Source organism: Methanothermobacter sp. (genome assembly GCF_030055425.1).
Lineage (GTDB): Archaea > Methanobacteriota > Methanobacteria > Methanobacteriales > Methanothermobacteraceae > Methanothermobacter.
Genome location: NZ_JASFYE010000002.1, coordinates 132,791 through 159,357, shown reverse-complemented (window position 1 = coordinate 159,357; position 26,567 = coordinate 132,791). Strand labels below are relative to the sequence as shown.

The following is a 26,567-nucleotide window of genomic DNA, read 5'->3' as shown; positions in this document are numbered from 1 at the left end:
GTTGGTTAAAATCGATAAATCATGCGGATGCCTCATAGAGGACCTCCTGAAAGATGAAAGACTGTGCAGCTCATCCCCCGAGGATATGAAGGTCATGGTCGACCCTGACCCCGAGAGGATCAGCCTGGAGTTCTATGAGAAGAGGATGACCGATGGACTACCCATCATACCACCCACAGAGGGCCGTGTCAGGAAATTCTACAGATACACCCCCCGGAAACCAGAGGACGTTATAGCCACACTCCCCCCGAGGATGGGGATCGCCACCGTTGAGAAGGTGGCTGTGAATGCTGTGATGGCCGGCTGCATACCCCCAATGATGCCGCTCATAGAGGCATGCATCGATGGTGTCGGACGGGACGAATTCAACCTTGCAGGTATAAACGCCACGACACACCCAGTGGCGGTTGCGGTCCTGGTCAACGGCCCCGCTGCAGATGAACTCGGCTTCAACTCAGGTGTGGGATGCCTTGGACCCGGCAACCTTGCCTGTGCCACCCTCGGGCGTGCCCTGAGGCTCTCCCTAATCAACATTGCAGGTGCTGTTCCCGGGGTGGGTGACCATGCCACTATGGGTTCACCTGCAAAGTACAGCTACTGCTTCGCGGAGAATGAGGATGAAAGCCCCTGGGAGCCCCTGCACGTCGAGAGGGGTTTCGGCGCTGAAGAGAGCACGGTGACCGTGATTGGAGTTGAGGCGCCACACAATGTGAATGACCACCGGAGCAGGACCCCCGAGGACCTCCTTGACACCATCGTGCACACCGCCTCGACGGCCGGCTGCAACAACTGTCATGTCCCCGGGGAGCTACTGGTTATAATGAGCCCTGAGCATGCAGAGACCGTCGCATCCCATGGGTGGAGCAGGGAGGATGTTAAAAATTATATACATGAAAATGCAACCGTGGAGGCTCGCCTGGCTGACCGTGGGGGGAGGAAGCTGGATGAGGACCTCATAACCGATGGCATGGTAAATATAACTAGAGGTCCCGAAGATGTCATCCTGGTGGTTGCCGGTGGCCCCGGGAGACACACTATGATAGCCCACGGTTTTGGAGGATCATCAGAGTCCCAGACGGTGCCTGTGAGGTTCAGTGGAGATTAACTGGTATAATTCAGTACAAGACCTTCATTCTACTTACTTTTCTGCCTTTAAACCCGCAATTCTCTTAGGGAACTGTACTTCCATCTGATGAAATACTCAGAAAGGGAAACCATACTTTATCGCCAGACACTGGAAGACTCCAATACAGGGAGCTTCAGGGATAGACTTTAGGTGCTTGATTAAAAAAGAAAGCTCTTCAAGTTACAAGAAAATCAATTAAAAGAAAAATACAACCAGAAATACATTTCTGGATAGATAAATGAGCAGGTCAGGCTCAGATGTTTATTCTCCTTCTATCCAGAAGTTCCTGCTGTTTACCCCTGTTCCAGCCGCCGCTTGAGGACTTGGCCCTTCCGACCTGCTGCACGTAACCTGTGATCCGGTCATACCATTCAACATCATCCCTTTCACCGCAGCGGGCGCAGGAATCCTGAAGCCCCCTCATAAGGGTCTTGCACCTGAGACAGAAGCTAAGGGCGTTGCTGTAGGCCCAGAATCCTATGTCACTACTTCTGCAGATTTTCCTTGTGAGGCCCTCAAGGGCAGCGGGGTCGGGTTTAGCCTCGCCGAGCCAGGCGTTGAATATGTGGCCTCCCGGTGTGAGGGGGTGGTACTTCTCCTCGATCTTTATCTTCTGTACAATATCCACCTCTGCATTCACGGGTGTGTGGCTTGAATTGGTGTAATAGTATGCCCCCCTGGTACCCTGGAGCACCGCCTCCTCAGGGTAGTGCTCATGGTCCAGCATCGCGAACCTGTGGGCAGTGGACTCTGCAGGTGTCTGGAGCACGCTCCACCTCCAGCCTGTCTCCTTCTTGAGTTCAGCTGCGCGTTCATTTATGTGCTCCACAACCCTCAGACCGAACCTGTTGGATTCAGGGTCCTCTATACCGGAGCCCAGGTGGTACTCCAGCATCTCATTGAGTCCTGTGAATCCAAAGCTCATTGTGGCATTCTCTATCCTGTAGTAGCGTTCACCATCTATCTCCTGGGAGAGGAATGGTAGAAGGTGGTAGTCATCCAGACAGTGGAGTGCCTGTTCCCTCCTTATCTTCAGGACCTCCACCGCCATGTCAATGTACTCATCAAGGTACTCGAAGAGTTCATCGTCATCCCTGGACTGGTATGCCACCCTTGGGAGGTTCAGGGTTATGTAGGCAAGGTTACCTGTCCTTAGGCAGTCCTCCTCCCAGTTACCTGTCCAGTTATCTGCGAGGCTTGTCCTGCAGCCCATGTAGTTGGCCATCTCACCCCGGTAATCTGCCAGCATGTTTATGAAGTAGGCTGTCCCGTACTTGGATGCCAGTTCATGTACCAGTCCAAGTTCCTCATGGAATTCACCCTTCAGTGTCTCCCGTCTTATGGTGTAGATGGTGTTGGGGAAGAGGTGGGGTTTGCCGTCCGCGTCCCCCTCAAGGAGCACCTCTGTGAACGCCCTTGTCAGTAGCCTCGCCTCCTCTGCGAAGTCACCGTACACACCAACGTGCTCACCCCTGGGTCCATAGGCAGGTTCGTCCTCAAGGAACTCGGGGACCCCGAACTCAAGGTTTATACTTGTGAATGGCACCTGGCTACCCCTTGCAGCGTAGGCCATGTTGAGGTTGAATATGAACATCTGGACCGCCTGTTTGATCTTCTCATATGGAAGTCCAGATGCGAAGGGTGCCACGAAGACGTTCCAGAGGCTCATTGCCTGGCCGCCTGACATGTTCTGCTGGGATGCCAGCATTATCTCCCCTGCATGGTTCATGAGTGTCTCCAGGTGCTTTGGTGGTCCTGCCACAGATGTATGGTCACCTGTACCGTCAACCCGGAGGCCGTGCCTTATGAAGAGTCTGAGGTCATGCTGTAGACAGTTGAGGGGCCTTGCAGCGAAGAATTCAAGGTCATGTATGTGTATGTCCCCTGACATGTGGGCGTCTGCAAGCCTGGATGGTAGTATGTGGAGGAGTGCGTACTGCTTGAGGGCCTCGTCGGCCACGTACTTGTGCACGGTCTCGGGGTTGTGGATCATGTTGGCGTTGTCCCTGGACCCGTTCTCTATGAGGTTTGTTATGTTGTAGACGGGGATACCGAGACGTGTGTACCTCCTCCTGAGGGTTTCAAGGCCGTGTTCTATGAGTTTGGTGTTCACGACCTCCCTTATCATTGGAGCTGTGAGGTACTCCACGTTGAGTTTCTTGAGTTCCCTCCAGACATCAGATGCGATTTCCCTTGCAACTTCCTCAGAGGCCCCGGCCTCCCTTACAAGGTTCTCCTCAATCTTTTTCTGGTCGAAGGTCTCTATTCTGTCCCTGGATGTTCTCACCCTCATTCTGTTGGCTGCAAGGTACCTGTCTGCCAGTTCCTCATCAACCTTCTTGAGGGCATCATAAACCAGGATCTTTATCTCCTTGGTGGTTATTCCATTGTAAACTGACCTTGCAACCTCTGAGGCCACATTTTCGGAGGTCCATAGGCTGGCCCCCAAGTTCAGGAGGGATTTTACAAGTTTTTCATGGCTGAATTTTTCCCTTATGCCATTATTTTTCAGGACACATGTTTCTGCCTTTGTTGGTATGGCAGCCAGAAGACGTGAATCATCAATCACAGGATCACCATATAGCTCCTTTTAAAGTAATCAGATTGTTAGTTATTATGTTTTTCATCATATAAAAAAAGTGTCATTAGAGCTAAAAATGGTCTTTACCGGCATCGGATACTCTAAAGTGCTCAATTAAAGTATTAAATCCTTTAAATTTTGAAACTGTTCGTATAAAATAAAAAGAAAGGGTTGTTTCTACTCCATTCTTATCTGCACGGCCCCTATCCTTGGTGCCAGGACATTGTAGAACAGTGCTGTCAGTGCATAGACTATGAAGGCATAAAGGAATGCCCCGATGGTCACAATCACCAGTAAAATGAGCCCTGTGACGTAGTCTCCCCCGATGGCTGAAACTATGAATGTTATGACCCCTATGATGAGGCCTATAACAGCAGAAATTGACCCTGTTATGAGTCCAAGTGGTATGGCCTCTATCCTGTCTATGCTCATAAAGCCATCCCCTGTCTCTGTGAGTTTCAGTTTTATCGCTGAGATCTTCCCTGAGAGGAAGTTGTAGAGGAGGAGTACAATGGCTGTTCCTATGAACGCTGCTATGAAGGTCATTATGGGTGTTATGACTATGTTGACGACGGTGCCAAGTGCCGTTGCAGATCCAACTGCGGCCATGCTTGATGCTGCTGATGGTTCAACCGTCCTTGCAATGCTGAGGATTGCGTTGAAGAATACCCACTGAAGGGGGGATACCAGGAGCTGGTATATTAATGTGATGATGGCACTGACTGCTGAGAGTATGAGTGCTGTGTTCACGATGTCAAATGATTCTATCTGCTCCATGTCAATGAAGCTGAGCCTGATACCTCCAAGGCGGGGGGTGAGGCCGTTGTAAATGAATGCCCTCAGGAATGATTCTACTATGCTCAGCAGGAAGGCTCCAACAGGTAAAACAACCAGTCCAACAACTGATATTCCAGTGATCAACCCCTTCAATACTTTCATTTCAGCTGGAAGTGCTGACCCTATTGCACCGGCGAATATCAGGATCAGGAGGGCGAAGAGGAATGCCCATACTGCCCCTATCGATGAGTTCATAATGGTGTAGGGGACAACCCTTACAGATTTTATTTCCTTTGGCTGCATATTATCACCGGCCATATCTATGTGGTCATTACACATATAAAACTTATGAAAACTTTATTTCGGTGTATTAAACACCATCATGCCCCCATGGTCCATGAATGGTTCAGAGCCAGTTCTCTGACTCCTCAAGGACCCGCTGAACGATCCTTGAGGCCGAACCGGTGTAGGTTTCAGGGTTCATTATCTCCTCAAGGTCATCCTCTGTAAGGTGCTCCATGATATCCTTCCTTTCAAGAACCACGTCCCTTAGGTTCATTCCCTTCCGGTTTGCCTCGATGGCGCACTGGCGTACAGCGGCGTATGCTGTCTGCCTACCCATCCCCCTCCTTGTGAGCTCCGCCATGAGCCTCTCAGCCATTATAAGTCCACCTGTGAGCTCAAGGTTTCTTTTTATGTTTTCAGGGTAGAACACCAGGTTGTTGAGCACGTCAAGTGTCAGTTTAAGTATGTAATCTGTGAGTATGCAGGCCTCAGGGAGGATTATCCTCTCAGAGGACGAATTTGTGAGGTCCCTTTCATGCCAGAGGGGGTTGTTCTCGAGTGCAGCCACAACGTAGGACCTTATAACCCTTGCTATACCGCAGATCCTCTCAGCTGTTATGGGATTCATCTTATGGGGCATTGTGCTGCTTCCGACCTGCTTCTCAGGGTCGAATTTTTCACCCACTTCCATTATCTCCGTCCGCTGGAGGTTCCTTATCTCCAGGGCTATCTTATCGAGGGTTGTGGCTATGTTTGCAAGGACCATTATGAACTCTGCATGGTTGTCCCTCTGGACAACCTGGTTGGATATGAGGACAGGTTCAAGTCCAAGGATCTCAGATACCCTCTCATGGACCTCGAGGCCATCCTCGCCTAGGGCGGCTGTTGTGCCAACGGCACCGGTCATCATGCCCACGCAGAGCCTTTTTCTGCAGGCGTCAAGTCTTTCGATATGTCTGTGTATCTCATCTGCCCAGAGGGCGAATTTCATGCCATAGGTTGTTGGGAGGGCATGCTGGCCGTGGGTTCTACCCATGCACACCAGGTCCCTGTTCTCATCTGCCAGTGCCAGGAGTACCCTTAAAACCTCAACCAGTTTATCCCTCAGAACATCTATGGATTCCCTCAGGAGGAGGGAGTTGGAGGTGTCAACAATGTCATTGGATGTTGCACCGAAGTGCACGTATTCCCCTGCATCCCCCTCGCACTGCTCTGCCAGTGCCTTTACAATGGATGCTATGTCGTGTTTTGTCTCCCTTTCGATTTCGTTAACCCTTTCAGGGGTAACGAACTCGGTGCTGGCCTTCCTTGCGATCTCGGCTGCGGCCTCCTCTGGTATGATCCCCAGTTCACCCTCTGCCCTTGCAAGGGCGGCCTCCACGTCGAGCATCCGCTGGAGTTTGTTTTCGGCCTCCCAGATAGCCTTCATTTCAGGGGTCCCGTACCTGAACTCAACAGGATGAATGGCCATTTTAACACTCCTCAACCAGAGAACCTGAGCACCAGGCAGAATACAGCCAGTATTATGCTCATCACGACGACCTGTTCAGGTGTGAGTTTTGGTCCCCTCGTTTCCTCTTCAAAGTACCTTACAAGACCTGCTCCACTTGGTGGAAGTGTCTTTTTATCCTTCTTTGCCATGAAAAATCACCATGAGTATTGATAGATAAACCTATTATATCTCTGACAGTACCATATAATATAAGTTTAAGTTTGCAGTCGGATAACAAGGAGGAAGTGCACCCTGTGGATGCGTGATTGACCATGATTGATTACTTCAATGAACTTGAAAGGGAGACTGAACGCCTATATGAAATTGCAGGAAAGGCCAGGGCTAAGGGCCTTGACGTTAGCACCAAACCTGAGATACCCCTGGCCAAGGACCTTGCTGAACGTGTTGAGGGGCTTGTGGGCCCTGAAGGTATAGCTAAAAGAATAAAGGAACTTGAAAAAGACAGGGGACGTGAAGAGGTTGCTTTCCAGATAGCGGCGGAGATAGCATCCCAGCCCGTCCCTGATGATGACCCTGCTGAAAGGGAGGGGCTTGCAGATCAGGCCCTCAGGACAGCCCTTGCAATACTGACAGAGGGTGTGGTGGCAGCCCCCCTTGAGGGTATAGCGAAGGTCAGGATAAAGGAGAACTTCGACCGTTCAAGGTACCTCGCAGTCTACTTTGCAGGGCCCATAAGGAGTGCCGGGGGTACCGCAGCCGCCCTTTCAGTCCTCATAGCCGATTACATACGCCTCGCCATAAACCTTGACAGGTACAAACCCGTCGATAGGGAGATAGAGAGATACGTGGAGGAGGTTGAACTCTACGAATCAGAGGTTACAAACCTCCAGTACAGCCCCAAACCAGATGAGGTGCGCCTTGCAGCCAGCAACATCCCTGTGGAGGTTACAGGGGAGCCAACAGACAAGGTGGAGGTATCCCACAGGGACCTTGAGAGGGTTGAGACAAACAACATACGCGGAGGGGCCCTCCTCGCCATGGTTGAGGGGGTGATACAGAAGGCCCCAAAGGTACTCAAATACGCCAGGCAGTTAAAACTTGAGGGCTGGGACTGGCTGGAAAAATTCTCAAAGGCCCCCAAGAAGGATGAAGGTGAAGATAAGGTTGTTGTGAAGGCCGACAGCAAATATGTGGAGGATATAATCGGTGGAAGACCCGTTCTGGCTTACCCCTCAAGGAAGGGGGCATTCAGGCTGAGGTATGGGAGGTCACGGAACACTGGGCTTGCAGCCATGGGGGTTCACCCCGCCACCATGGAGCTGCTGGAGTTCCTGGCGGTGGGGACACAGATGAAAATTGAAAGGCCAGGTAAGGGAAACTGCGTTGTCCCGGTGGACACAATAGAGGGCCCCATAGTTAAACTCAGGAACGGTGACGTCATCAGGATTGAGGATGTTGAGACCGCCAGGCGGGTGCGACCCGAGGTTGAGGAGATACTCTTCCTGGGGGACATGCTGGTTGCCTTCGGGGAGTTCCTCAGGAACAACCACGTCCTCATGCCCGCAGGCTGGTGCGAGGAGTGGTGGATCCAGACCCTGCTCTCATCAGAGGATTACCCTGAGAGCGACCCCCTGAACCTCGCCCGCCACAGGTACAGCTGGAATGAGCTCAGGGTTGGGGCTGAAGAGGCCTTCAGGATTTCAGAGGAGTACGGTGTGCCCCTCCATCCACGCTACACCTACTTCTACCATGACGTGACTGTTGAGGAACTCAACAGACTCAGGGAATGGTTAAAAACCGGCAGATTAAATGATGAACTGTCCCTTGACCTTAAACCTGAGAAGCGAATACTGGAGATCCTTGGTGTGCCCCACAGGCAGGAGGAATCAGGGGTTATCATTGGATACGATGATGCCTTCGCACTCCTCAACACCCTCAGGGGGTCCCTTGAAGATTCAGATGACACCCTTGAGGCCCTTAACAGGGTCTCGGGTGTCAGGATAATGAAGAAGGCCCCCACCTACATAGGTACACGTGTTGGTCGGCCAGAGAAGACCAAGGAGCGCAAGATGAGGCCCGCACCCCATGTACTCTTCCCAATAGGAAAGTACGGTGGAAGCCGGCGTAACATACCTGATGCAGCAAAGAGGGGCTCCATTGTTGTTGAGGTGGGGAGGGCCACCTGCCCATCATGCAGGGTCAGTTCAATGCAGTCCATATGTCCCAGCTGTGGTTCAAGGACAGTGATAGGTGAACCCGGGAAGAGAAAGATCAACCTTGCATCCCTCCTTAAAAGGGCCGGTGAAAATGTATCCGTCCGTAAGATGGATGAGATAAAGGGGGTTGAGGGGATGATATCCGCTGATAAATTCCCTGAACCCCTTGAGAAGGGTATACTGAGGGCCAAGAACGACGTATACACATTCAAGGATGCGACAATCCGCCATGACTCCACCGATCTTCCCCTCACACACTTCACCCCCAGGGAGGTTGGCGTACCTGTCAGTAAACTGCGCGAACTCGGATACACCCACGACTGCTACGGGGAGGAACTTGAGAGGGAGGACCAGATACTTGAACTCAAGGTCCAGGACGTGGTCATATCAGAGAACTGCGCCGATTACCTTGTAAGGGTTGCGGGTTTCGTTGATGACCTCCTTGAAAGGTTCTATGGCCTTGAAAGGTTCTACAACGTTAAAACAAGGGATGACCTTGTGGGGCACCTCATAGCTGGTCTAGCCCCCCATACATCTGCCGCTGTTCTTGGAAGGATCATAGGATTCACAGAGGCCTCTGCATGCTACGCCCACCCCTACTTCCATTCAGCCAAGAGGAGGAACTGTGACAGCGACGAGGACTCGGTCATGCTCCTCCTGGACGCCCTCCTCAACTTCTCCAAGTCCTACCTCCCGAGCACCCGTGGGGGTAGCATGGATGCCCCACTCGTTCTCTCAACAAGGATAGACCCAGAGGAGATCGATGATGAATCCCACAACATAGATGCAATGGACATGATACCCCTTGAGGTCTATGAGAAAAGTTTTGAGCATGCTAAACCGACAGATGTGCTTGATGTTATAGATAACGTTGAAAAACGCCTGGGAAAGCCCGAACAGTACAGCAGACTCATGTTCTCCCATAACACCTCCAGCATACATGCCGGGCCCAAGGTGTGCCTCTACAAGTTACTCCCCACCATGAAGGAGAAGGTGGAATCCCAGATAAGCCTAGCAGAGAAGATAAGGGCCGTGGATCAGAGGGCTGTGGTTGAGGGGGTCCTCATGTCCCACTTCCTCCCCGATATGATGGGTAACATCAGGGCATTCTCCAGGCAGAAGGTGAGGTGCACCAAGTGTAACCGCAAGTACCGCCGCATACCCCTCAGCGGGGAGTGCCGGTGCGGCGGTAACCTTGTGCTCACCGTTTCGAAGGGCTCGGTTATAAAGTACCTTGAAATATCAAAGAACCTCGCATCAAGGTACCCCATAGACCCATACCTTATGCAGAGGATAGAGATACTGGAGTACGGTGTGAACTCCCTCTTTGAGAGTGACAGGTCAAGGCAGAGCTCCCTGGACGTATTCCTCTAATTTTCTTTAATCTCCCTCAACCTTCTTGCAGGTGGGGTGTACCCTCTGAGTGAAAGTGACAGTGAAACCACGGTGACTGAGCTCAGGGCCATTGCCAGGCCGGCATACTCTGGCCTGAACACCACCCCCAGAGGGTAAAGGGCGCCGGCAGCCACAGGTATGAGTATCACGTTGTAGGCGAAGGCCCAGAAGAGGTTCTGCTTTATCCTTGAGATGACCTTACCTGCAAGCTGGAGAGCTGCCGCGGTATCAAGCGGGTCATCACCAACAAGGACCACCTCACCTGCCTCCTTTGCAACATCCGTTCCCCCTCCCAGTGCAATCCCGAGATCTGCCTCTGAGAGGGCGGGGGCATCATTTATACCATCACCCACAAAGGCAACTCCCACACCACGTGATCTGAGTTCAGAGACCCTTGATGCCTTATCCTCAGGCAGGACCTCCGCGATGACGGTGCTGATTCCCACTTCCCCTGCCACCTTCTCAGCCGTCCTCCTGTTATCCCCGGTGATCATTGCCGTTCTGATTCCCATCCTTTCAAGTTCCCCTACAGCGGCTGCTGAGCCGGGTTTTATCCTGTCAGAGACCGCTATAACCCCCTTAAACTCGCCGTCAGCTGCAACCATGACCACTGTCTTCCCCTCTGATTCTAATTTCTCGGCATCCCCTGGAATCTCCACACCGAATTCATCCATGAGGGCCCTGTTACCTGCAATCACATGTTGGGAGTTGATTTTACCCTCAAGGCCCTTTCCTGGAATGGCCCTGAAATCTTCAACCTCTGGTATCTCCAGGCCCTCCATCATGGCCCTCTCTGTGACCGCAACTGCGATGGGGTGCCTTGATCTGGCCTCAAGGGCAGCTGCATACTCCAGCACGTCCCCAAAGATGTCCGTGACCTCGGGTTTCCCCTCTGTAAGTGTGCCTGTCTTATCAAAGAGTACGCAGGATATCCTGCCTGCAACCTCAAGTGCCTCGCCCTTCTTTATGAGTATTCCAAGTTCAGCCCCCCTTCCTATACCAACAGTCACCGCAGTTGGTGTTGCAAGTCCAAGGGCGCAGGGGCAGGCCACAACGAGTACCGAGATCAGTACCGTGACCGATATTAGAAGACCGGCCCCCTCAACAAGGTACCAGAATAGAAATGCTGCCAGTGCAACTGTAAGAACAGCTGGAATGAAATAGGACACAGCCCTGTCAGCGATCCTCTGAACCGGTGGCTTTGATGCCTGGGCCTCATCAACCAAGCCTATGATTCTGGAAAGGAATGTATCATCCCCTGTTCGCTCAACCCTGAACCTAAGCACCCCATCGGTGTTTATGGTCCCTGCGATAACCTCAGATCCCCTGGTTTTAAGTACAGGGAGCGGTTCCCCTGTGATCATGGATTCATCCACATATGATTCTCCCTCAAGAACCCGACCATCCGCGGGTATCCTGTCACCAGGCCTCACAACAACCACGTCACCCTCAGCCAGGTCATCAGCCCTGACCTCAACCTCCTTCCCTTCCCTGAGGATGGTGGCGGTGTCGGGCTGGAGTTCCATGAGCCTCCTTATCGCCCCTGATGTCTTTCCCCTGGCCCTTGCCTCAAGGTACCTTCCGAGTGTCAGGAAGGATGCCAGCATCAGGGCTGTCTCATAGAACATGAAACTCGATGGGAGAAGCCCCACGGTACCAAGTAAACTTGAAAGGAAAGCCACCCCTATACCCATGGAGTACATAACATCCATGTCAAGTGTTCCTGATCTCAGGGACCGCAGTGCACCCCTGAATATCGGTTCTGATACATATGCGAATGGTATCACAGAGACCAGGAGCATGAAGAGGCCCTCATTTACCGGTGGGTGTATACCCAGGTACATCATGGCCATGAGAGGCAGTGAAACACCAAAACCCACAGCTATTCTTCTCAGCTTTGGGCCCTGGTCCTCCTGAATCTCATCATCACCCTCGGTTCCCATGAATTCATAGCCGAGGTCCTCGATGATCCTTTTGAAATCCTCTGCTGATGCAAGGGATGGGTTGTAGGCTATGTATGCCTTTTCAGCTGCAAGGTTGACCGTTGCATCACTCACGCCCTCAAGTTCCTTCAGTGCTGATTCTATCCTCTGTACACACATTGCACAGCTCATACCCCCTACAAGAACAGTCAGGTGTTCATTGATGACACTGTAACCCGCTTCCTCTATGGCGGCCTCCAGTGATGGGAGCCCCACAGTTTCAGGGTCATACTCAACAGATACCGTGCCCTCCACAAGGTTAACCAAGGCATCAGATACTCCCTCAAGGTTCTTAAGTGAATCCTCTATCTTGAGGGCGCATGCTGCGCACCCCATTCCGCCTATCCTTATCTTTATCCTTTTCATCCAGGACACCTTCACAGTAAGCAGATATCATTCGCCGGTGGGTGACACCGCTGGGGGTGGTCAAGCACCTCCCCTTCACATTAAGTAGATATCAGTCGTCCGGGGACCTGTAGATTACACCATCCCGTATAACCCACTGAATATTCCCCAGGTCTGAAAGTTTTTCAATCTCCTCAACCGGATCGACACCAGTTATAACAATATCCGCGATCTTACCCCTATCCAGAGTTCCTATACGGTCTTCCCAACCCATGCACTCTGCTGCATGTACAGTTCCAGCCCTCAATGCTTCCAGTGGCTCCATGCCGATTTCTGTGAGATAAGAGAGTTCCATGAGATTCCTGCCATGTTCAATAACCCCTGAATCGGTTCCCATGACCATCCTAACCCCCTTTTCATTGGCTGTTTCCATGTTGTCCCTGTGGACCCTGGCGACTTCAATGGCGTCCTTTCTGCTGTATTCCGGGAGTTCACCGCGCATTGCCCTTCTGCAGTTAAGGCGGGTTACCAGGAATGTTGGTACAAGGTAGACACCCCTTTCAGACATCTCAGCTGCTGTTCTTCCATCGATGTATGTACCATGTTCAACAGAATGCACCCCCGCCCTCAGGGAGTTCCTTATCCCCTGAAGTCCATGTGCATGGACCATCACCCTTTTTCCTCTGAATGATGCCTCCTCCACCACTGCGGCAAGTTCTTTAACCGTGAACTGTGTGTCAGATGGGGAGTCGGTGCTGCTCATAACACCGCCAGTTGCCATGACCTTCACAACATCTGCCCCTGCCCTGAGGACCTCCCGGGTCTTTTTCCGCACATCAGAGACGCCATCACAGATACCTGAGGGGAGACCGGGGTATGTTCGCTCAATGTTCATTCCCGAGCGGGTGTGGAAGTCAAAGTGTCCTCCAGTCACCGATAGGGGTGTGACACTTATCTGCATGCGGGGTGACTGGATCATGTGGGCTTCAGATGCCATTTTAACGCCCATGTCAGCCAGCCCAGCATCCCTTACCGTTGTAACACCCGCGTGGAGCGTTTTCCTCATGTTCTCAAGTGCCCTGTAGAAGTAGAGTGAGAGGGGATCCTCAAGTTTGCTCTCCACCCTGAATCCATCCTCCATGATATGCACATGGAGGTCTATGAAGCCTGGTAGAATGAATCTGTCTGAGGCATCAACCAAATCAACGCCTTTTATGTGCCTCTCAACAGACGCTATTTTTCCGTTGTCGATCAGAATGTATCTTCTCTCATGATCCCCTGATTCAAGGTCTACAAGTTCCCCCTTTACCGCGAACCTCATTGAAACACCTGTTAGAATAATATGAACCTCGGGAAAATTATATATTTTGATTGGAACTTATTAATATATGACAGGATATGACAGGGGGTGATGTTACGGGTCTTGCCTCATTAGTTGTTGATGAAGAAGGGCAGGGTGCAGCCGAGTACATCCTCCTCTTTGGGGGTGTGATCGTCATTTCAATTGTGGCGATACTGATTTACAGGTCATACTTCCAGAGAAGCACCCTGAACTCTGCACAGGATATTCAGGATGTCAGAAAAAATATTAATGGCTCAGATGCCGCTAAAAATGCCAGTGCAAATAATTCAACATCCCCGAAACCTGTTCCCGAACCAAAACCCATAGAACCACCGGGCAAACCCATAAAACCTCCAGTGGTTCCTCCTGTTGAACCTAACCCAACGATATAGGTGTTAAATTGATTAAGGATGAAGCAGGACAGTCATCATCAGAATATATCCTGCTATTTGGGGCCATAATAGTGGTTGCTATCCTGGCGCTTGTGATTTACAGGTCATACTTCCAGAGAAGCACCCTGAACTCTGCACAGGATACCGCTGAGGTTCGAAATAATACTGATGCCGGTGACACTGGAGGGGGTGGTGCTCCACCTGTAAACAACAGTTCAGAGCCGCCTGTGCCGCCATCGGTCCCCTGATCTGCTATCATACCATGTGGTGATGGATGCTGTCATCACCGCCCCTGCAATGTTCATGGAAAGATCCCTCATGGTATCAGAGTAGAGGATGGCGGATGGCTCATAGTAAACCATATAGCCCGTGATCTCATATAAGAGACAGAAGAGAACCGCTGCTGATACAGTAAATGCAAGTTCATCCCACCCATCCAGCTTCTCAAGTGCTCTCTCAAGAACCACGGATGCTGCGAGGGCAGCCAGGGCCCCTGCAATGAAGTGTTCAGCCATATTAACTGCTACAGGGTCGATAAGGGTCACTGAAAATTTCAGTGCAAGCTCAGCTGGAGGGTAGAGTATCGCAGCAATATAAAGTGCTTCTTTTTTAGGGGACCTTTTAGCGAATCCTGAAATAAAGAGGAATATGATAAGTCCGGCTATGAGTTTAAATCTGAGGTAGGGCACCGACCCTGCAATTAGAAATGCTACCGTCCACACTGCAAGAAAAACTGAGAAGTATTTCCTGTCCATTTAATGGTCCCCATGTCCTGGAATAACAGATTATATGCATCCTGTCTCATGCCAAAGATTATATATCGCTGCAAATTTATTATCTCTGGGTGATCAGTAATGGAATTGAGATTCAGCTGGAAGGCAGTTGCTGCAGGCATATTACTAACGGCAGTCCTTGGACCCGTATTCAGATTTGTGATTCCATCATTCACAGGTATACTCTCAATAATCGTGGCGGCATTGGTATGTGGTTACATTGCAGATGGTGAATATCCAGTAGGTGCCCTCAATGGGGCCATCATGGGGGCTGCCGTGGGATTGATAAATATCCTCATTGTTTACCTTAAAACTGGATCAATGAATGCAGCCATCCTCTCAATACTCATCTACGCCCTTGCAGGGGATGTGAGTCTCGGGATACTCGGCGGGGCTTCAGGTGGTGTGCTGAGATCCGCCATTGAATCATGACCCTGTATGGTGGGTGTAACCCCTAGACCCTGATTTTTCCCTCAACCGCGTCCACCTCAACCTCCACTGAATCCTCTAGCATTTGAAAAAGATCGGCCTCTGGCCTGTCAACCATGGGTATACCTGCCATTATGGCTCCAGTGGCGATTATTGGCTCTGCATTTGAGCATATTATGGCTGCTGGCGCCGTACCATTCTTTGACATCTGGAATATGACATAGGATCCAACCGTTGAACCCTTACCACCAGGTATCACAAGGACCTTCCCGCTCATACTCCTGCCATGCAGGGGGTGGCGGGGATCAATAATAGTACCTGTCTGTGGGTCAACACCTCCAAGGAAACTCAGGGGCTTATCTGACATTATCACAGAACCCCTTCCCTTTCCCCTTGAAATGATTCTGCAGCTGATCTCCAAATTAACCATCTCCATAAGATCTAACAGTTCATGCAACGTCCTTCTTCATTATCTCCCTTAAAACAGATGTCGCATAGCATCCCTTCGGTATTGAAAATTCAACTGTGATTCCCTCATGGTTACTGCTGGCCGAAACATCCCATATCCTGAACCTTATGGACCTTCTCATACCATGGCTTCCAAGTTTAGGAACCTTTATGGAGTTAAAGTCTAGGGGTGAAGCACCCTCCTCCTCCAGTATTCTCCTCTCGATCTCCCCAGGTTTTCCATCTGCCAGTGGCACCTTGCTACCGTAGAGTGGCGCTGTGGGGTGTGCCTCAAAGTTGAGGATCATCTCCTCCACCTCCCCTGGATCCGGGTCATGGATTATGTGCTGCTCATTGTCTATGATGATGTCACCCTCAAGGTAACTGTTTATGCCAAGAGCCGCCCTCTCACTGACCGCACGGTTAAAGAGGTAGGACTGGTAGGCATGGACGAACATCCTCTTGAGGGGCTTGGGGAGTGCATGTACCGCGGTTATATAGGATTTTTCAGAGAGTTCTCCCTTTCTGAGGTCCCTGATGAGGACCCTGAGCATCATCCTCTCATATCTTAGAGAGGCAGGCATGAGTTCATATGCACCCTCAAGGTCCCCCATATCATATGCCCGTCTCGCCCTGGATACAAGCTCGGATTCCCCCTCAATTGGGTTTCCAATGTAGGTGTCAACTGCGCCCTTCACATCACCATGCACCAGTGCCCTGCCAACGAGGTGTGTGATTGCCCTGGGGCTTCCGAATCGCTGCCATCCGTAGTAATTTGGAACACCCTTCTCCTGAAGCTCATCCAGGGTCTCCCGGGTCTTCTCAAGGGGGTCACCAGCTTCAGGGTCCCTTATGAGAATCCTGAATCTGTTACCCCTTAGCTGACCCATTCTGAGCTTTTTTTCATTGGATGTAACCTTCAGGAACCTGACATTCCTGATTCGGTCCTCTATTCTCTTAAGGTCCTCGGGGTCTGTGTTGCTGACGCATATCCACTGCCTGGTTACCGCGTTTCTGTCCTTCATCCCTGCGAATCCCATTCTCCTCCGGTCAAGGTGCAGTTCCCTTGCAATGTCCAGAAGGACATCCAGGGTTGTCCTGTCCTCTTTCTCCATCCATATCCAGGTGTTGGGTCCGCTCCCGCTTGGCTCTGTGAGCGGTAATTCCTCAACCTGGAAGTCCCTGTTATGCACCCGGATCCTTCCACCGATCCCCTCTGTTGATGTGACGTAGGTTTCTGCGTTAAGCATGCTTGTACCTCAAAGCTGAAGACGGTATCAACCTCAAATATCGCCGTTATCTTCTATCAACGATACGTTTTGGTCTTCCCTTGACCCTGTAGAATTCAAGTTCCCCTGGCCCTGTGAAGTTGAAAAGTATCTCAAAAAGACCCTCTGTATATGCTTCGTAGAGCTCTCTCTTATATTTGAAGAATGCCTTTATAAAGTTCTCCTTTATTAGGTCCAAGGCACAGTTTTCAGGGTCCTCACACTCCAGAGACACCCTCATTGTTATTGGCCCCTCATCCTCGTCACCATAGAGGAAAGCCTCGTATTCACCTGTTAGATAATCCATATTCTCCCTCTGGAAAACTGCAGCCTCAACATCAACCCTGTTGAACGGGTGCCCTGCCACCCAGAAGGTCTCAGCCTCCCTTTCAGGGTTCATTATCCTCATATGGGTCCTTCCACATTTGCACCTATCCCTTGAGATTACAACCGTGGTGTCCTCGGTGTCATAGTTGAGGAGGAGGGTCCCTGTTTTCTCACCCACGGGCAGGAGTGTTGTGAGGACTATTCTGCCGCACTCCCCATCATCAACAAAGTCCCTCATGGCTGGATCATAAACGTCCAGGTGCACCAGGTCCTCAGGGACATGCAGGCCCTCCTTGATGTGGCATTCTCCGCACATGGTCCCCTCTGTGCTTCCATAGGTGTTGTAGACTTCCACGCCCCATATTTCCTCCACGTACTCCCTTGATTCGGGTGCGAAGCTTTCACCACCCACAACCAGTCTCCTTATACTTGACTCCCGGGGGTCAAGGCCCTGTTCCTTCATGCGCCTCGCAAGCCTCAGGAGTTTGAATATGCTTGCAACTATGCCCGTGGGACGGTAGCTCTCTATTATCCTCACAGGAAAGGTGCATTTGCCCTCGGGGATTATGGTCATCCCTATCTTCTGCGCTGCGAGGGTCATGGTATTTGCACCCACGTTCATGCCATAGGAGGCACATACAACCACCCTGTCGCCCCTCTCAAATCCCTGGGATACGAATGACCTTGCGTACTTCTCGGCGTACCTCTGCCAGTCCCCCCATGTTAGGAAGAAGGACTTAGGCCTTCCACTGGTACCGCTGGTCTCATGTATGGTGTATATATCCTCCCATGGGGCGCATCTGAATTCGAAGTCATCCCTTTCAGGGGGCTGGTTTTCCCTGACTGTTTCACCGGTTATTATCGGGAGCTCCCTGAGGTCCTCATGGCTCCTTATATCCGAGGGTTTGATCTTGTTTTTCCTGAACCATTTACTGTAGAATGGGGAGTTCTCGTAGGCATAGTTCACTGTATACCTTATCCTTTCCTCCACGAGGGCGTCCAGGTCCCCCCGTTCCATTGTCTCTATTTCAGGGTTGAAGTAGTTCCCCATGACAACCCACCATTATTTATCTTGAATACGCAAACATAAGTAGCTGTGGGGTCTCATAAAGTTCCACTACTTTAAATTTTCCATGCTTCTGCAGATTCCTGGATCTCCCATAAATACCTATAAAGTCCATTTTGTTTCATTAACTCATTATGTTTACCCTTTTCAGCGATTTTACCATCTTTAATGACTATTATCTGGTCTGCTGATCTTATTGTGGAAAGTCTGTGAGCGATCATAAGAACTGTTCGGTTCCTGATCAATTCTCCGAGTGCCTCCTGTATCGATTTTTCGTTTCCAGGATCCACATAAACAGTTGCCTCATCCAGAATAAGAATTGGTGAATCCTTAAGAATTGCTCTGGCTATCGCTATCCTCTGTCTTTCCCCGCCACTTAACCTTGCCCCTTTTTCCCCTATGACAGTATCATATCCCCGGGGGAGTTGAATTATAAATTCATGGCACCTGGCAGCCTTGGCAGCCTTTATGACTTCATCATCACTTGCATCATTCCTTCCAATTCTTATATTCTCCTTAACGGTGTTATTGAAAAGTATGACATCTTGAAAGACTATGGAAACACATGAAAAGAGCGTCTCCATATCCATATCCCGCAGATCATAGCCTCCAATCTTCACCTTACCTGAGGTAGGGTCCCAGAATCGGAGGATGAGATTTGTAATGGTTGTCTTACCAGCGCCTGATGGGCCCACAAGTGCCGTTATACTGTTCTCAGGAACTCTGAAACTGATGTTATCGAGTATTTTTTTCTCCTCATAGTAAAAGGTAACATTTTCAAATTCGATATCAAATTTTTCAGGTTCTCTGCTTTCACATGATTCTGGAAGGGTTTTCATCTCTAAAAGTTTGATTATGTGATTCATTGCTTTACCAACTGAATGTTTCATGTGGAGGTAACCATAAAGATAATGTGCGAGAGCCTCTGAGAGTGCAGGTGCGGCTATTAAACAGAATACGAGGATTTCAGAGTTCAGTGCCCCCCTGAAATAAAGATATAATGATGCTGGCATGATGAATCCTATCAGTAAACTTGAAGATATAAGGAGGATTATATTAGGAATTACTGTAGCCGATACAGTGTTTATGTTCCTATCCCTAAAATCCTCTACACTTTTTCTCAACTTATTAAGGCTAGAAAATTCCTGATTGAAAATTTTTATGGCTGGCATGCATTCTATGAATTCAACTATCCGTGAATTCAGTCTGAAAAGTGACCTTTCTCGTTCCCTTTTGACCTTTTCAGAAATTTTATCAGAATATCTAAAGGCCATCCAAATCAGAGGAATCGCTGAAATGGAAGCCAGTGCAATCCTCCAATCCAAAATAAAAAAAATGATTATGATAAAAATAAATGATGCCTTTGAGGTAATTAGGTATGGTGCCATATATGTTATGAAATATTCCACCCTGCTCACATATTCGCTAAGTGTTGTATTAAACTCTCCCGTGGTTTTTTTTGTGAAAATCCCCAGTGATATTTTTGTTAATTTATTTCCAAGTTTCATTCTGAGATCATAGGAAATTTTAAGGCCTTGCTGCATTGATCTGAGAAACAGATAGTGGTCAATGCTGTTTATGATTACGTAGCTAACCACCATAAGTAAGTATATGGTTAAAATCCTTGGAATATTAAGAACGGGCTTTAAAAACTCTACTATAATTAAATAAAGAAAAGCTAGAGGGGCAGTTTTGATAATGCCATAAATTGACATTAAAATAAGTGTGAACTTTAACTGATTCTTATTTTTTCCCACAAGGTGAAATAATCTACTATACATTCATCTCACCTTTTTAATACTCCAGTTCATCGATGACATATAATCATGCCACATTTCCCTGAAAAGACCGTCTTTAGTTATCAATTCATCAAAATGTCCCCTTTCAACTATTTTTCCTTCTTTAATGACAAGTATATTTTCCACTTCACGTATTGTATGAAGTTTATGAGTTATCACAATGACAGTTTTATTAGAGGTTAACTTACTTACAGCTTCCTGTATTATCGCCTCGTTTTCCGGATCAAGAAATGCCGTGGCTTCATCAATTATAACGATAGGTGCATCCTTTAAAAATGCCCTTGCAATTGAAATTCTCTGTTTTTCTCCACCACTCAATTTCACGCCACTTTCACCTACACAAGTTAAATAACCATTAGGAAGTTTTTCTATGAATTTATGACACCCAGCGACCTTTGAAGCCACAATTACATCATCAACAGATGCATCAGGATTTCCCATCTTGATATTCTCCAGTATCGTATCATTGAAGAGGTATGGTTCCTGTAGAACCATTGAAACATGTGATAGAAGATCCTTTACTGACATATCCTTTATGTCGCATCCTCCAACGAGAATCTCACCATCGTCGACATCCCAGAATCTACATATCAACCTTGCTATCGTGGTTTTACCCGCCCCAGAAGGTCCAACGATGGCACATCTTGTTCCGTTCGGTACATGAAAGCTTATACCCTTCAGCACAGCATTTCCGGTTTCATAGGCAAAATAAACATTCCTGAATGTTATATCAAAGTATTCAACATTTTCATTTCCATTATCAATCATCTCATCTGCATTTAACACCTTCCTGATCCTATTTACGCATTCCTTTTCCTCAACACCGTACCTTAAAAAGTCATATATGCGCATAAAGAGGCTTCCTAAAACTGGACCGAGTATGAGAAACATTAAAAATGTATCCTTAGAAATAATTTCTAGGTTATATAGCAAAAGACCCGCCGGAATTATAAATATTGGGGTGGATGTTATCAGAGCCTGGTAAATCGTGAAGGGAAGGGCCCTTTCTCTTGACCATTCAATCATACTTTCCCTCCAGCAAGCCATGGTGTTTAGATAGCGCCTGAATGAATTGGGTGTTTGATTGAAGGCCTTAATCACCTTAATACCCTCTACGTATTCCAAAATTGTTGAATTAATTTCTGCCTGAGCCCTAAGATACGCGTCGATCATATCTTTCCATTTCTGATCTTTTGTCATGATCACAGCCATTGCAAGGGTCACTGGTAGTATAGAAGCCATTGCCATCCTCCAATCCATTAAGAAGAGTATCAATGCAAGGGATAAAGGTACAAATACTGTACTTATCATCTCTGGAAGGTGGTGGGCTAAAAAAAGCTCAAGAATTTCTACATTCTCATTCATTACTGTTTCCAGTTCACCAGTATTCTTATCATTGAAATATCCCATTGGCAAATTGAAAAATTTCCTTCCCAGATCAATTCTGGTGTCTGCAAGGATTTCATATGCTGCAGCATGTGATACATTGTATGCAGATACAAGGATAGCTGACATTGCCAAGTAGATAATTGGTATTAAAGCCATTAGCATCCATACCCTCCGATGGTTGCAGGATCCACTGAATATCTCAATGAAAATAAGGTATATCACAAGGAATGGGACTACTGCCAGAGCAGAAGCGATTACATGCAATGAACATGCTATGAAAAGTTTAACTCTCCTTTTTCCAGCCAGTTTAATGAGCCCCAGCACCTCCTATCCCTCACCCACATTTCTTTAATCTGATCTCATGCACCCTGAGAAGAGGCGGATTTATACCTGCCATCCGACTTATCTCGGAAATAGGTGGAGGTTTCAGGTCGGCTTCCTTAAGGAATTCCACATTTGCAAAGACATTCCGTGTGTATGAATCCATCACTATCTTCCCCTTTTTCATTACAAGCAGCCTCTGGCAGTACTCTGCAGCTACTCTCATATCATGTGTAATGAGGAGAATCGTCTTTCCTTTCGTTCTCAGGCCCATGAGAAAATCCATGAACCCCTTTACATGATCCCAGTCCTGCCCAGTCGTTGGTTCATCTATAATAAGTATTTCAGGATCCATTGAAAGTACTGTGGCAGTTGCTACTCTCTGCAACTCCCCCCTACTAAGGGTTAGTGGATGTTTATCCTCAAACTTCTCAAGATCCATCTTTTTTAGCAGGGCAGAAACCAGATCCCCCCTATTTTCAGCTCCATATTTAACCTCAGATTTTACAGAACTGCAGAAAATTTGATGTTCTGGGTTCTGAAAAAGAAACCCAATTTTTCCATGAACTTTTCGTGGGTTTCCATCTACAAATTCGTCTAGAATCCTAATTTTTCCTTTCGAAGGTCTTAAAATGCCCGTTAGCATCATTGCGAGGGTTGTTTTTCCTGAACCATTCGGACCGATTAGCCCTACAACCTCTCCCCTATTGATATGCATATTGATATTATCTAGAATTTTCCTACCATCCTTCTGGAAGAAGAGATTCCTCACCTCAATTACCGGTTTTCCCCGAGGAGTCTGACAATCATATCTCTGAACCTGGATATCATGGAGTTTATTTTTCAGACACTCCGTAGCATCATATATCGATAGAGGAACTTTCTGCTCTCTAAGCTTCATACCGACCTCAACAACTTGGGGAGCTCTTAATTTTAGTTCAAAAAATTTTTTAGATCTGAATACATTCTCTGGCTTTCCAGAAACTCTGACTCGGCCTTCATCCAGAATAATCAACCTGTCCATAAGGGGGGCTACCTCATCAAGGTTATGTTCCGCAATTATTACAGTCATGCCTTTAGAATTCAATTTTCTTAGGGTTTCAAGAACCATGTGTCTTCCCTTTGCATCAAGTTCCGATGTTGGCTCATCCAATAATAGGATTTCAGGTTTAACTGATAAGACAGATGCTATGGCCAGCTTCTGTTTTTCTCCGCCAGATAAATCATGAGGGTAACGATATCTGATTTCGGCTATATCCACAGCGTTTAGTGCAAAATCTACACATTCCTCTATTTTGTCAGGGGAATAACCTAAGTTCTCAGCTACAAAGGCAACTTCATCCTCAACGGTTACACTAAAAATCTGAAGTTCTGGATTCTGGAACACCATACCCACATGAGATGTGAGTGTTTCTATTCCATTTTCCTCTGTATCGAGTCCCCAGACTCTGACTGAACCCCGCCTTTCACCTTTAACTGCATGGGGGATTATCCCTCTTAAAGCATAAAGGAGAGTAGATTTTCCACAGCCTGATTTTCCCGTGATTCCAACAAATTCCCCTTTTTTTACTGTAAAGTTTATTCTCCGAAGTGCGGGTTTATCTGAACCTGCGTAACGAAATGAAAAATTTTTTATTTGGATTGCGTCCATTTCAGGACCACCACCTGTCGAGTAGCGCTATAAAAAGAATCGTGATTGAAAACAAGGTGAATATTAAATCCCGGAAACGGAATTGAAGGGTCTTAAAGGAGGTCCTTTTTTTGCTGTGTCCAAATGCTTTAATTTCCAGTGAAAGTGCCATCTTCTTTGCTGTTAAAACTGATATTATGATGAGAGACTCCAAAAGCAAAAGAAGATCCTTCAATTCAAGCCTACCCTTTCTAAGTCGCTGAGCATTTCTCATGGTGTTGAAGTTTTGGATGCTCATGGGTAAAAAACGGATGGACATTGTAATAACCAGAATCAACCACTCTGGAAATTTCATCCTTTTTAACATTAGTATTATTTCAGTTGGGTGTGTCGTGATAGGAAGTAGGAGTGACGAAATTACTATTGCTGTCATTCTCATGGAAAAGATAATTCCATACTTTAGTCCTTCAAGTGTGATGGGTAGAGCACCTATTACTGGCAGATCATATGGAATTATATTAAAAAGAACTGTTTTGGTTCCAGTGTATCCGGGTTTCTCTGTAAAGAATAGAGATTGAGTTAAAGTACCGATTACAATCATTGCAACTATGACAATGAGTAATACTTTAAAATTTTTAAGGGGAATCCTTGCGGTTAACCAGCAAATTATAGAAACCGTTATTAAAGATGCCAGAATCCATACGGAAGATGTTATTATGCTCGCAGTTAAAACTATGAGGGAGAATAAAAATTTTGTAAAGGGATTCAATTTGTGGATTATTGAATCTGAGTTTATATACTCAATCATTGAATAACCCTATTTTTCTGATTTAATTGAATTTTCAGGTCTGAAATTGAACTTTATATTGCTGTCACAGTATTCTTAACTCTGTTGCCTACACCGTGGCCTATAAATCCTCCTATTGCATAGGTTATGACAGGCACAATAATCATGAATAACATGAGCCAGAGGGGTAAAATCATGCCATAAATAAAAACACTTATTGTTATGAACATCAACCTTGTTACCAAACCATACAGTGTCATGCCAAGGACATTGATTCTTAAATTTGCTGCATATGGTGTTGAAAACTGTAAAATCGTCTCAAGTACTAGCGCACTGACCAGATAATCAAATGCCGTGAGGGTCCCCACAAAAGCGCCTGCTATAAATATTTCGACGATAGTCCGAATTATTCCAAGGTTTAAGACAGTGTACCTCCTACCAATAACAATGGCTGCCGTGATCAGTATAATCCCATCAATAATTCCATAGATTATATTTCCCAGAATAGGACCTAAAATCCAGATAAGATCTACAGATAGCAGTAGAACCGAGAATGCTGCCAGCATAGCAATTTCCCTATTGGTAAAGTGAAAGCTTCGATATTTTTCAGACATTCTTCCACCTCTTGACATTAGATACAGGAACCTACTATCAAAGATGTATAAAGCAATATTTCACCCATGAATAATGAATATACAATCCAGAACCCTTCTAGTCTACAGAATTTCATAGGATCCTTTAAAACAAGAAAAGAAGTCCATAATATAGAGACTATAGCCACAGTAGCCAAAGGCAAATAGAAAATACTCAAGCCCACTCTCCATAATAACAGAGTAAGTAAACTTGCCAGTGAAAAAAGTACAAAACTAATGATGGCCGAGTATTCGGGTCCTATTTGTATAGGTAATGTTTGAAAACCAATCTTTTTATCTGCTTCAATGTCAGGAAAAGTCCCAAGTATATTATCACTCATATGAACCAAGCTTGATATAAATATAACAAGTAAAATTAACATGGATATGGCCTTATTTATAGCTGTTCCAATTAACACGCATGAAGCCACAGCCAAACCAAAACAAATATTCCCATAAATGCCTCTTCTCTTTAATTGATTGTATACTGTAGCAAAAAAAGCCGCAACAGCTGTTGTTATTAAACAATAAATGTTTATGTAGAATGCAACTAAAAACCCGGCCATATAAAAGATCATTGCATAAACAAAAGCCAGATTTTTATTTATCAACCCTGATGGAATAGGCCACTCAGGATGGTATATTTTGTCAAACTCTGAATCAAAAAGGTCATTTAACACCTGGCCACCACACCAAATTAAAATAGGTATTATTATTGCATTTGATATTTCATGAAAATTAATACTGGATGAAGATAAAGCCAGCCCACACATCCCCGCACTGGCTGGGATAGGAAAAAGTTGTGGTCTAGGAAGGGTAATTAATTCCCTGATAATACGTCTTTTATTTGACACTAAATCACCTTCTCATGAGATAATGTACATAGAGGGTCGCTTCCAAGTAAATCACCTGTACAATAGGCTCTGCTTCGGCAACCACCACATTTATCTTTATATTTGCATATTTTACAACCTCCCCTTCTGTAATTCCGGATCTTATTCATAATTTCACTATTCCATAGAACTTCAAAATCTTTATTGAGTACATTGCCCAATGAAATAGGTATATTGGTGCATGGTACCATTTCTCCGTTAGGTAAGATGCCAAAAAAGCTTTTTGCAGCTTCACATCCCTTAGCATTACTGTCCCATCTAACCCATTGGGGATAAAACATTATAACATTGATATCCGGTTTTTCATCTTTTAAATATTCGTATACTTTCTCTAAAAAATGATCTGTTTCTTGCGCTTCAAGTTGCAGATATTTGCGGTCTTCAGCTCTTCCTATAAGATTAAGTCCTTCAAAGGTAATTGATGAGAGACCAAGATCTTCAGCCATTTTAATGAGCTCTATTGAATATTCAAAATTTTTTTTATGTACACAAACCCCCATATCAACATCTATTCCATGTTTTATGCAGCTTTTAATGGATTCTAGAGCATCAGAAAAGGAATTATCTCTAAATTGGTTATGGATTGTAGGGTGTGGTGAATCTAAACTAATGCTTATACAATCAATTCCTGTATATTTCAGTTTTTCCACAATTTTTTTATTAATCATGGTTCCATTTGTTAAAATACTGGTGCAAAACCTCTTTACACTATCTTCAAGTATTTTGAATATATCTTTTCTTAAAAAAGGTTCTCCGCCTCCCAATACCAATTTTTCGAGTTTTATGGTTTCTAATAATTCTATTATATCCATTATGGGTTTAAGTGGTTCAATTTTGGAATCTATACTTTTTGAATCCATATAACAGTATTTACAAGTTATATTACACGATTTAGTAACCATAAGTACGCAG

General features: G+C 46.9%; 21 protein-coding genes and 1 pseudogene. 5 read left to right on the top strand and 17 right to left on the bottom strand.

Features of this window, described 5'->3' with window-relative positions:
- Position 1: 1 nt before the first annotated feature.
- On the top strand, positions 2–1,105 hold the full coding sequence (locus QFX39_RS03135; protein WP_300477417.1) for a hypothetical protein: 1,104 nt from the start codon (positions 2–4) through the stop codon (positions 1,103–1,105).
- A 274-nt stretch (positions 1,106–1,379) separates the two neighbouring features.
- On the opposite strand, the gene nrdD is transcribed toward QFX39_RS03135, so the two are convergent.
- The 4 genes from nrdD to QFX39_RS03115 form a co-directional block, all read right to left on the bottom strand.
- A complete protein-coding gene (gene nrdD / locus QFX39_RS03130; RefSeq protein ID WP_300477415.1) occupies positions 1,380–3,695 on the bottom strand; it encodes an anaerobic ribonucleoside-triphosphate reductase in 2,316 nt (771 codons plus the stop codon).
- 189 nt (positions 3,696–3,884) lie between these two features.
- Positions 3,885–4,787: a hypothetical protein gene (locus QFX39_RS03125; protein ID WP_300477413.1), complete on the bottom strand. Its 903-nt coding sequence runs from the start codon at positions 4,785–4,787 to the stop codon at positions 3,885–3,887.
- A 103-nt stretch (positions 4,788–4,890) separates the two neighbouring features.
- The gene (purB, locus tag QFX39_RS03120) at positions 4,891–6,240 is read right to left on the bottom strand and encodes an adenylosuccinate lyase (protein ID WP_300477411.1); all 1,350 of its coding nucleotides are present in this window, start codon (positions 6,238–6,240) and stop codon (positions 4,891–4,893) included.
- A gap of 11 nt (positions 6,241–6,251) precedes the next feature.
- On the bottom strand, positions 6,252–6,410 hold the full coding sequence (locus QFX39_RS03115) for a preprotein translocase subunit Sec61beta (protein ID WP_300477409.1): 159 nt from the start codon (positions 6,408–6,410) through the stop codon (positions 6,252–6,254).
- A gap of 123 nt (positions 6,411–6,533) precedes the next feature.
- On the opposite strand from QFX39_RS03115, the gene polC reads away from it, so the two are divergent.
- Complete coding sequence (gene polC, locus QFX39_RS03110) at positions 6,534–9,812, top strand: DNA polymerase II large subunit (RefSeq protein WP_300477573.1); 3,279 nt, start codon at positions 6,534–6,536, stop codon at positions 9,810–9,812.
- On the opposite strand, the gene QFX39_RS03105 is transcribed toward polC, so the two are convergent.
- Entirely contained in the window at positions 9,809–12,181 is a 2,373-nt protein-coding gene (locus QFX39_RS03105) for a heavy metal translocating P-type ATPase (RefSeq protein WP_300477406.1), read from the bottom strand. The genes polC and QFX39_RS03105 overlap by 4 nt on opposite strands.
- A 91-nt stretch (positions 12,182–12,272) precedes the next feature.
- Positions 12,273–13,481, bottom strand: coding sequence for an amidohydrolase family protein (locus QFX39_RS03100; RefSeq protein ID WP_300477404.1), 1,209 nt, complete (start codon positions 13,479–13,481; stop codon positions 12,273–12,275).
- A 77-nt stretch (positions 13,482–13,558) separates the two neighbouring features.
- On the opposite strand from QFX39_RS03100, the pseudogene QFX39_RS03095 reads away from it, so the two are divergent.
- Both QFX39_RS03095 and QFX39_RS09005 read left to right on the top strand, forming a co-directional pair.
- Positions 13,559–13,750: pseudogene (locus tag QFX39_RS03095) on the top strand (class III signal peptide-containing protein); the annotation flags it as partial.
- 152 nt (positions 13,751–13,902) lie between these two features.
- Positions 13,903–14,142: a hypothetical protein gene (locus QFX39_RS09005; protein WP_367185381.1), complete on the top strand. Its 240-nt coding sequence runs from the start codon at positions 13,903–13,905 to the stop codon at positions 14,140–14,142.
- Here QFX39_RS09005 and QFX39_RS03085 read toward each other — a convergent pair.
- Entirely contained in the window at positions 14,110–14,649 is a 540-nt protein-coding gene (locus QFX39_RS03085) for a hypothetical protein (protein ID WP_300477402.1), read from the bottom strand. The two genes, QFX39_RS09005 and QFX39_RS03085, sit on opposite strands and share 33 nt — an antisense overlap.
- Before the next feature lie 99 nt (positions 14,650–14,748).
- Between QFX39_RS03085 and QFX39_RS03080 the strand changes: the two genes are divergently transcribed.
- Complete coding sequence (locus tag QFX39_RS03080) at positions 14,749–15,099, top strand: DUF5518 domain-containing protein (RefSeq protein ID WP_300477400.1); 351 nt, start codon at positions 14,749–14,751, stop codon at positions 15,097–15,099.
- A gap of 22 nt (positions 15,100–15,121) precedes the next feature.
- Here the strand turns inward: QFX39_RS03080 and QFX39_RS03075 are convergent, their stop codons facing one another.
- The 10 genes from QFX39_RS03075 to QFX39_RS03030 all read right to left on the bottom strand — a co-directional run bounded on the left by QFX39_RS03075 (position 15,122) and on the right by QFX39_RS03030 (position 26,557).
- Positions 15,122–15,526: a DUF126 domain-containing protein gene (locus tag QFX39_RS03075; protein ID WP_300477399.1), complete on the bottom strand. Its 405-nt coding sequence runs from the start codon at positions 15,524–15,526 to the stop codon at positions 15,122–15,124.
- Between the two features lie 19 nt (positions 15,527–15,545).
- On the bottom strand, positions 15,546–16,793 hold the full coding sequence (gene truD, locus QFX39_RS03070) for a tRNA pseudouridine(13) synthase TruD (RefSeq protein ID WP_300477397.1): 1,248 nt from the start codon (positions 16,791–16,793) through the stop codon (positions 15,546–15,548).
- 46 nt (positions 16,794–16,839) lie between these two features.
- Positions 16,840–18,189 (bottom strand): coenzyme F390 synthetase, encoded by a 1,350-nt coding sequence (gene ftsA, locus QFX39_RS03065; protein ID WP_300477395.1) that lies wholly within the window; start codon positions 18,187–18,189, stop codon positions 16,840–16,842.
- 71 nt (positions 18,190–18,260) lie between these two features.
- Complete coding sequence (locus tag QFX39_RS03060; protein WP_300477394.1) at positions 18,261–19,985, bottom strand: ABC transporter ATP-binding protein; 1,725 nt, start codon at positions 19,983–19,985, stop codon at positions 18,261–18,263.
- Complete coding sequence (locus QFX39_RS03055; RefSeq protein ID WP_300477393.1) at positions 19,986–21,716, bottom strand: ABC transporter ATP-binding protein; 1,731 nt, start codon at positions 21,714–21,716, stop codon at positions 19,986–19,988.
- 10 nt (positions 21,717–21,726) lie between these two features.
- Positions 21,727–23,364 (bottom strand): energy-coupling factor transporter ATPase, encoded by a 1,638-nt coding sequence (locus QFX39_RS03050; RefSeq protein WP_300477392.1) that lies wholly within the window; start codon positions 23,362–23,364, stop codon positions 21,727–21,729.
- Between the two features lies 1 nt (position 23,365).
- On the bottom strand, positions 23,366–24,151 hold the full coding sequence (locus tag QFX39_RS03045; protein WP_300477391.1) for an energy-coupling factor transporter transmembrane component T: 786 nt from the start codon (positions 24,149–24,151) through the stop codon (positions 23,366–23,368).
- Between the two features lie 53 nt (positions 24,152–24,204).
- The gene (locus QFX39_RS03040; protein WP_300477390.1) at positions 24,205–24,744 is read right to left on the bottom strand and encodes a hypothetical protein; all 540 of its coding nucleotides are present in this window, start codon (positions 24,742–24,744) and stop codon (positions 24,205–24,207) included.
- 17 nt (positions 24,745–24,761) lie between these two features.
- The gene (locus QFX39_RS03035; protein ID WP_300477388.1) at positions 24,762–25,616 is read right to left on the bottom strand and encodes a UbiA prenyltransferase family protein; all 855 of its coding nucleotides are present in this window, start codon (positions 25,614–25,616) and stop codon (positions 24,762–24,764) included.
- Positions 25,616–26,557, bottom strand: coding sequence for a radical SAM protein (locus QFX39_RS03030; protein WP_300477571.1), 942 nt, complete (start codon positions 26,555–26,557; stop codon positions 25,616–25,618). Before QFX39_RS03030 ends, QFX39_RS03035 begins: the two co-directional genes overlap by 1 nt.
- Positions 26,558–26,567: the final 10 nt, after the last annotated feature.

What these genes read in the sequence shown, in the direction of transcription:
- truD (WP_300477397.1), bottom strand. Translation starts at nt 16,793, where the DNA reads ATGCTTAACGCAGAAACCTACGTCACATCAACAGAGGGGATCGGTGGA.
- polC (WP_300477573.1), top strand. Translation starts at nt 6,534, where the DNA reads ATGATTGATTACTTCAATGAACTTGAAAGGGAGACTGAACGCCTATAT.
- QFX39_RS03100 (WP_300477404.1), bottom strand. Translation starts at nt 13,481, where the DNA reads ATGAGGTTCGCGGTAAAGGGGGAACTTGTAGACCTTGAATCAGGGGAT.
- purB (WP_300477411.1), bottom strand. Translation starts at nt 6,240, where the DNA reads ATGGCCATTCATCCTGTTGAGTTCAGGTACGGGACCCCTGAAATGAAG.
- QFX39_RS03045 (WP_300477391.1), bottom strand. Translation starts at nt 24,151, where the DNA reads ATGATTGAGTATATAAACTCAGATTCAATAATCCACAAATTGAATCCC.
- QFX39_RS03050 (WP_300477392.1), bottom strand. Translation starts at nt 23,364, where the DNA reads ATGGACGCAATCCAAATAAAAAATTTTTCATTTCGTTACGCAGGTTCA.
- QFX39_RS03030 (WP_300477571.1), bottom strand. Translation starts at nt 26,557, where the DNA reads ATGGTTACTAAATCGTGTAATATAACTTGTAAATACTGTTATATGGAT.
- QFX39_RS03085 (WP_300477402.1), bottom strand. Translation starts at nt 14,649, where the DNA reads ATGGACAGGAAATACTTCTCAGTTTTTCTTGCAGTGTGGACGGTAGCA.
- QFX39_RS03060 (WP_300477394.1), bottom strand. Translation starts at nt 19,985, where the DNA reads ATGTATAGTAGATTATTTCACCTTGTGGGAAAAAATAAGAATCAGTTA.
- QFX39_RS03105 (WP_300477406.1), bottom strand. Translation starts at nt 12,181, where the DNA reads ATGAAAAGGATAAAGATAAGGATAGGCGGAATGGGGTGCGCAGCATGC.
- QFX39_RS03115 (WP_300477409.1), bottom strand. Translation starts at nt 6,410, where the DNA reads ATGGCAAAGAAGGATAAAAAGACACTTCCACCAAGTGGAGCAGGTCTT.
- QFX39_RS03125 (WP_300477413.1), bottom strand. Translation starts at nt 4,787, where the DNA reads ATGCAGCCAAAGGAAATAAAATCTGTAAGGGTTGTCCCCTACACCATT.
- QFX39_RS03040 (WP_300477390.1), bottom strand. Translation starts at nt 24,744, where the DNA reads ATGTCTGAAAAATATCGAAGCTTTCACTTTACCAATAGGGAAATTGCT.
- QFX39_RS03080 (WP_300477400.1), top strand. Translation starts at nt 14,749, where the DNA reads ATGGAATTGAGATTCAGCTGGAAGGCAGTTGCTGCAGGCATATTACTA.
- ftsA (WP_300477395.1), bottom strand. Translation starts at nt 18,189, where the DNA reads ATGGGGAACTACTTCAACCCTGAAATAGAGACAATGGAACGGGGGGAC.
- QFX39_RS03075 (WP_300477399.1), bottom strand. Translation starts at nt 15,526, where the DNA reads ATGGTTAATTTGGAGATCAGCTGCAGAATCATTTCAAGGGGAAAGGGA.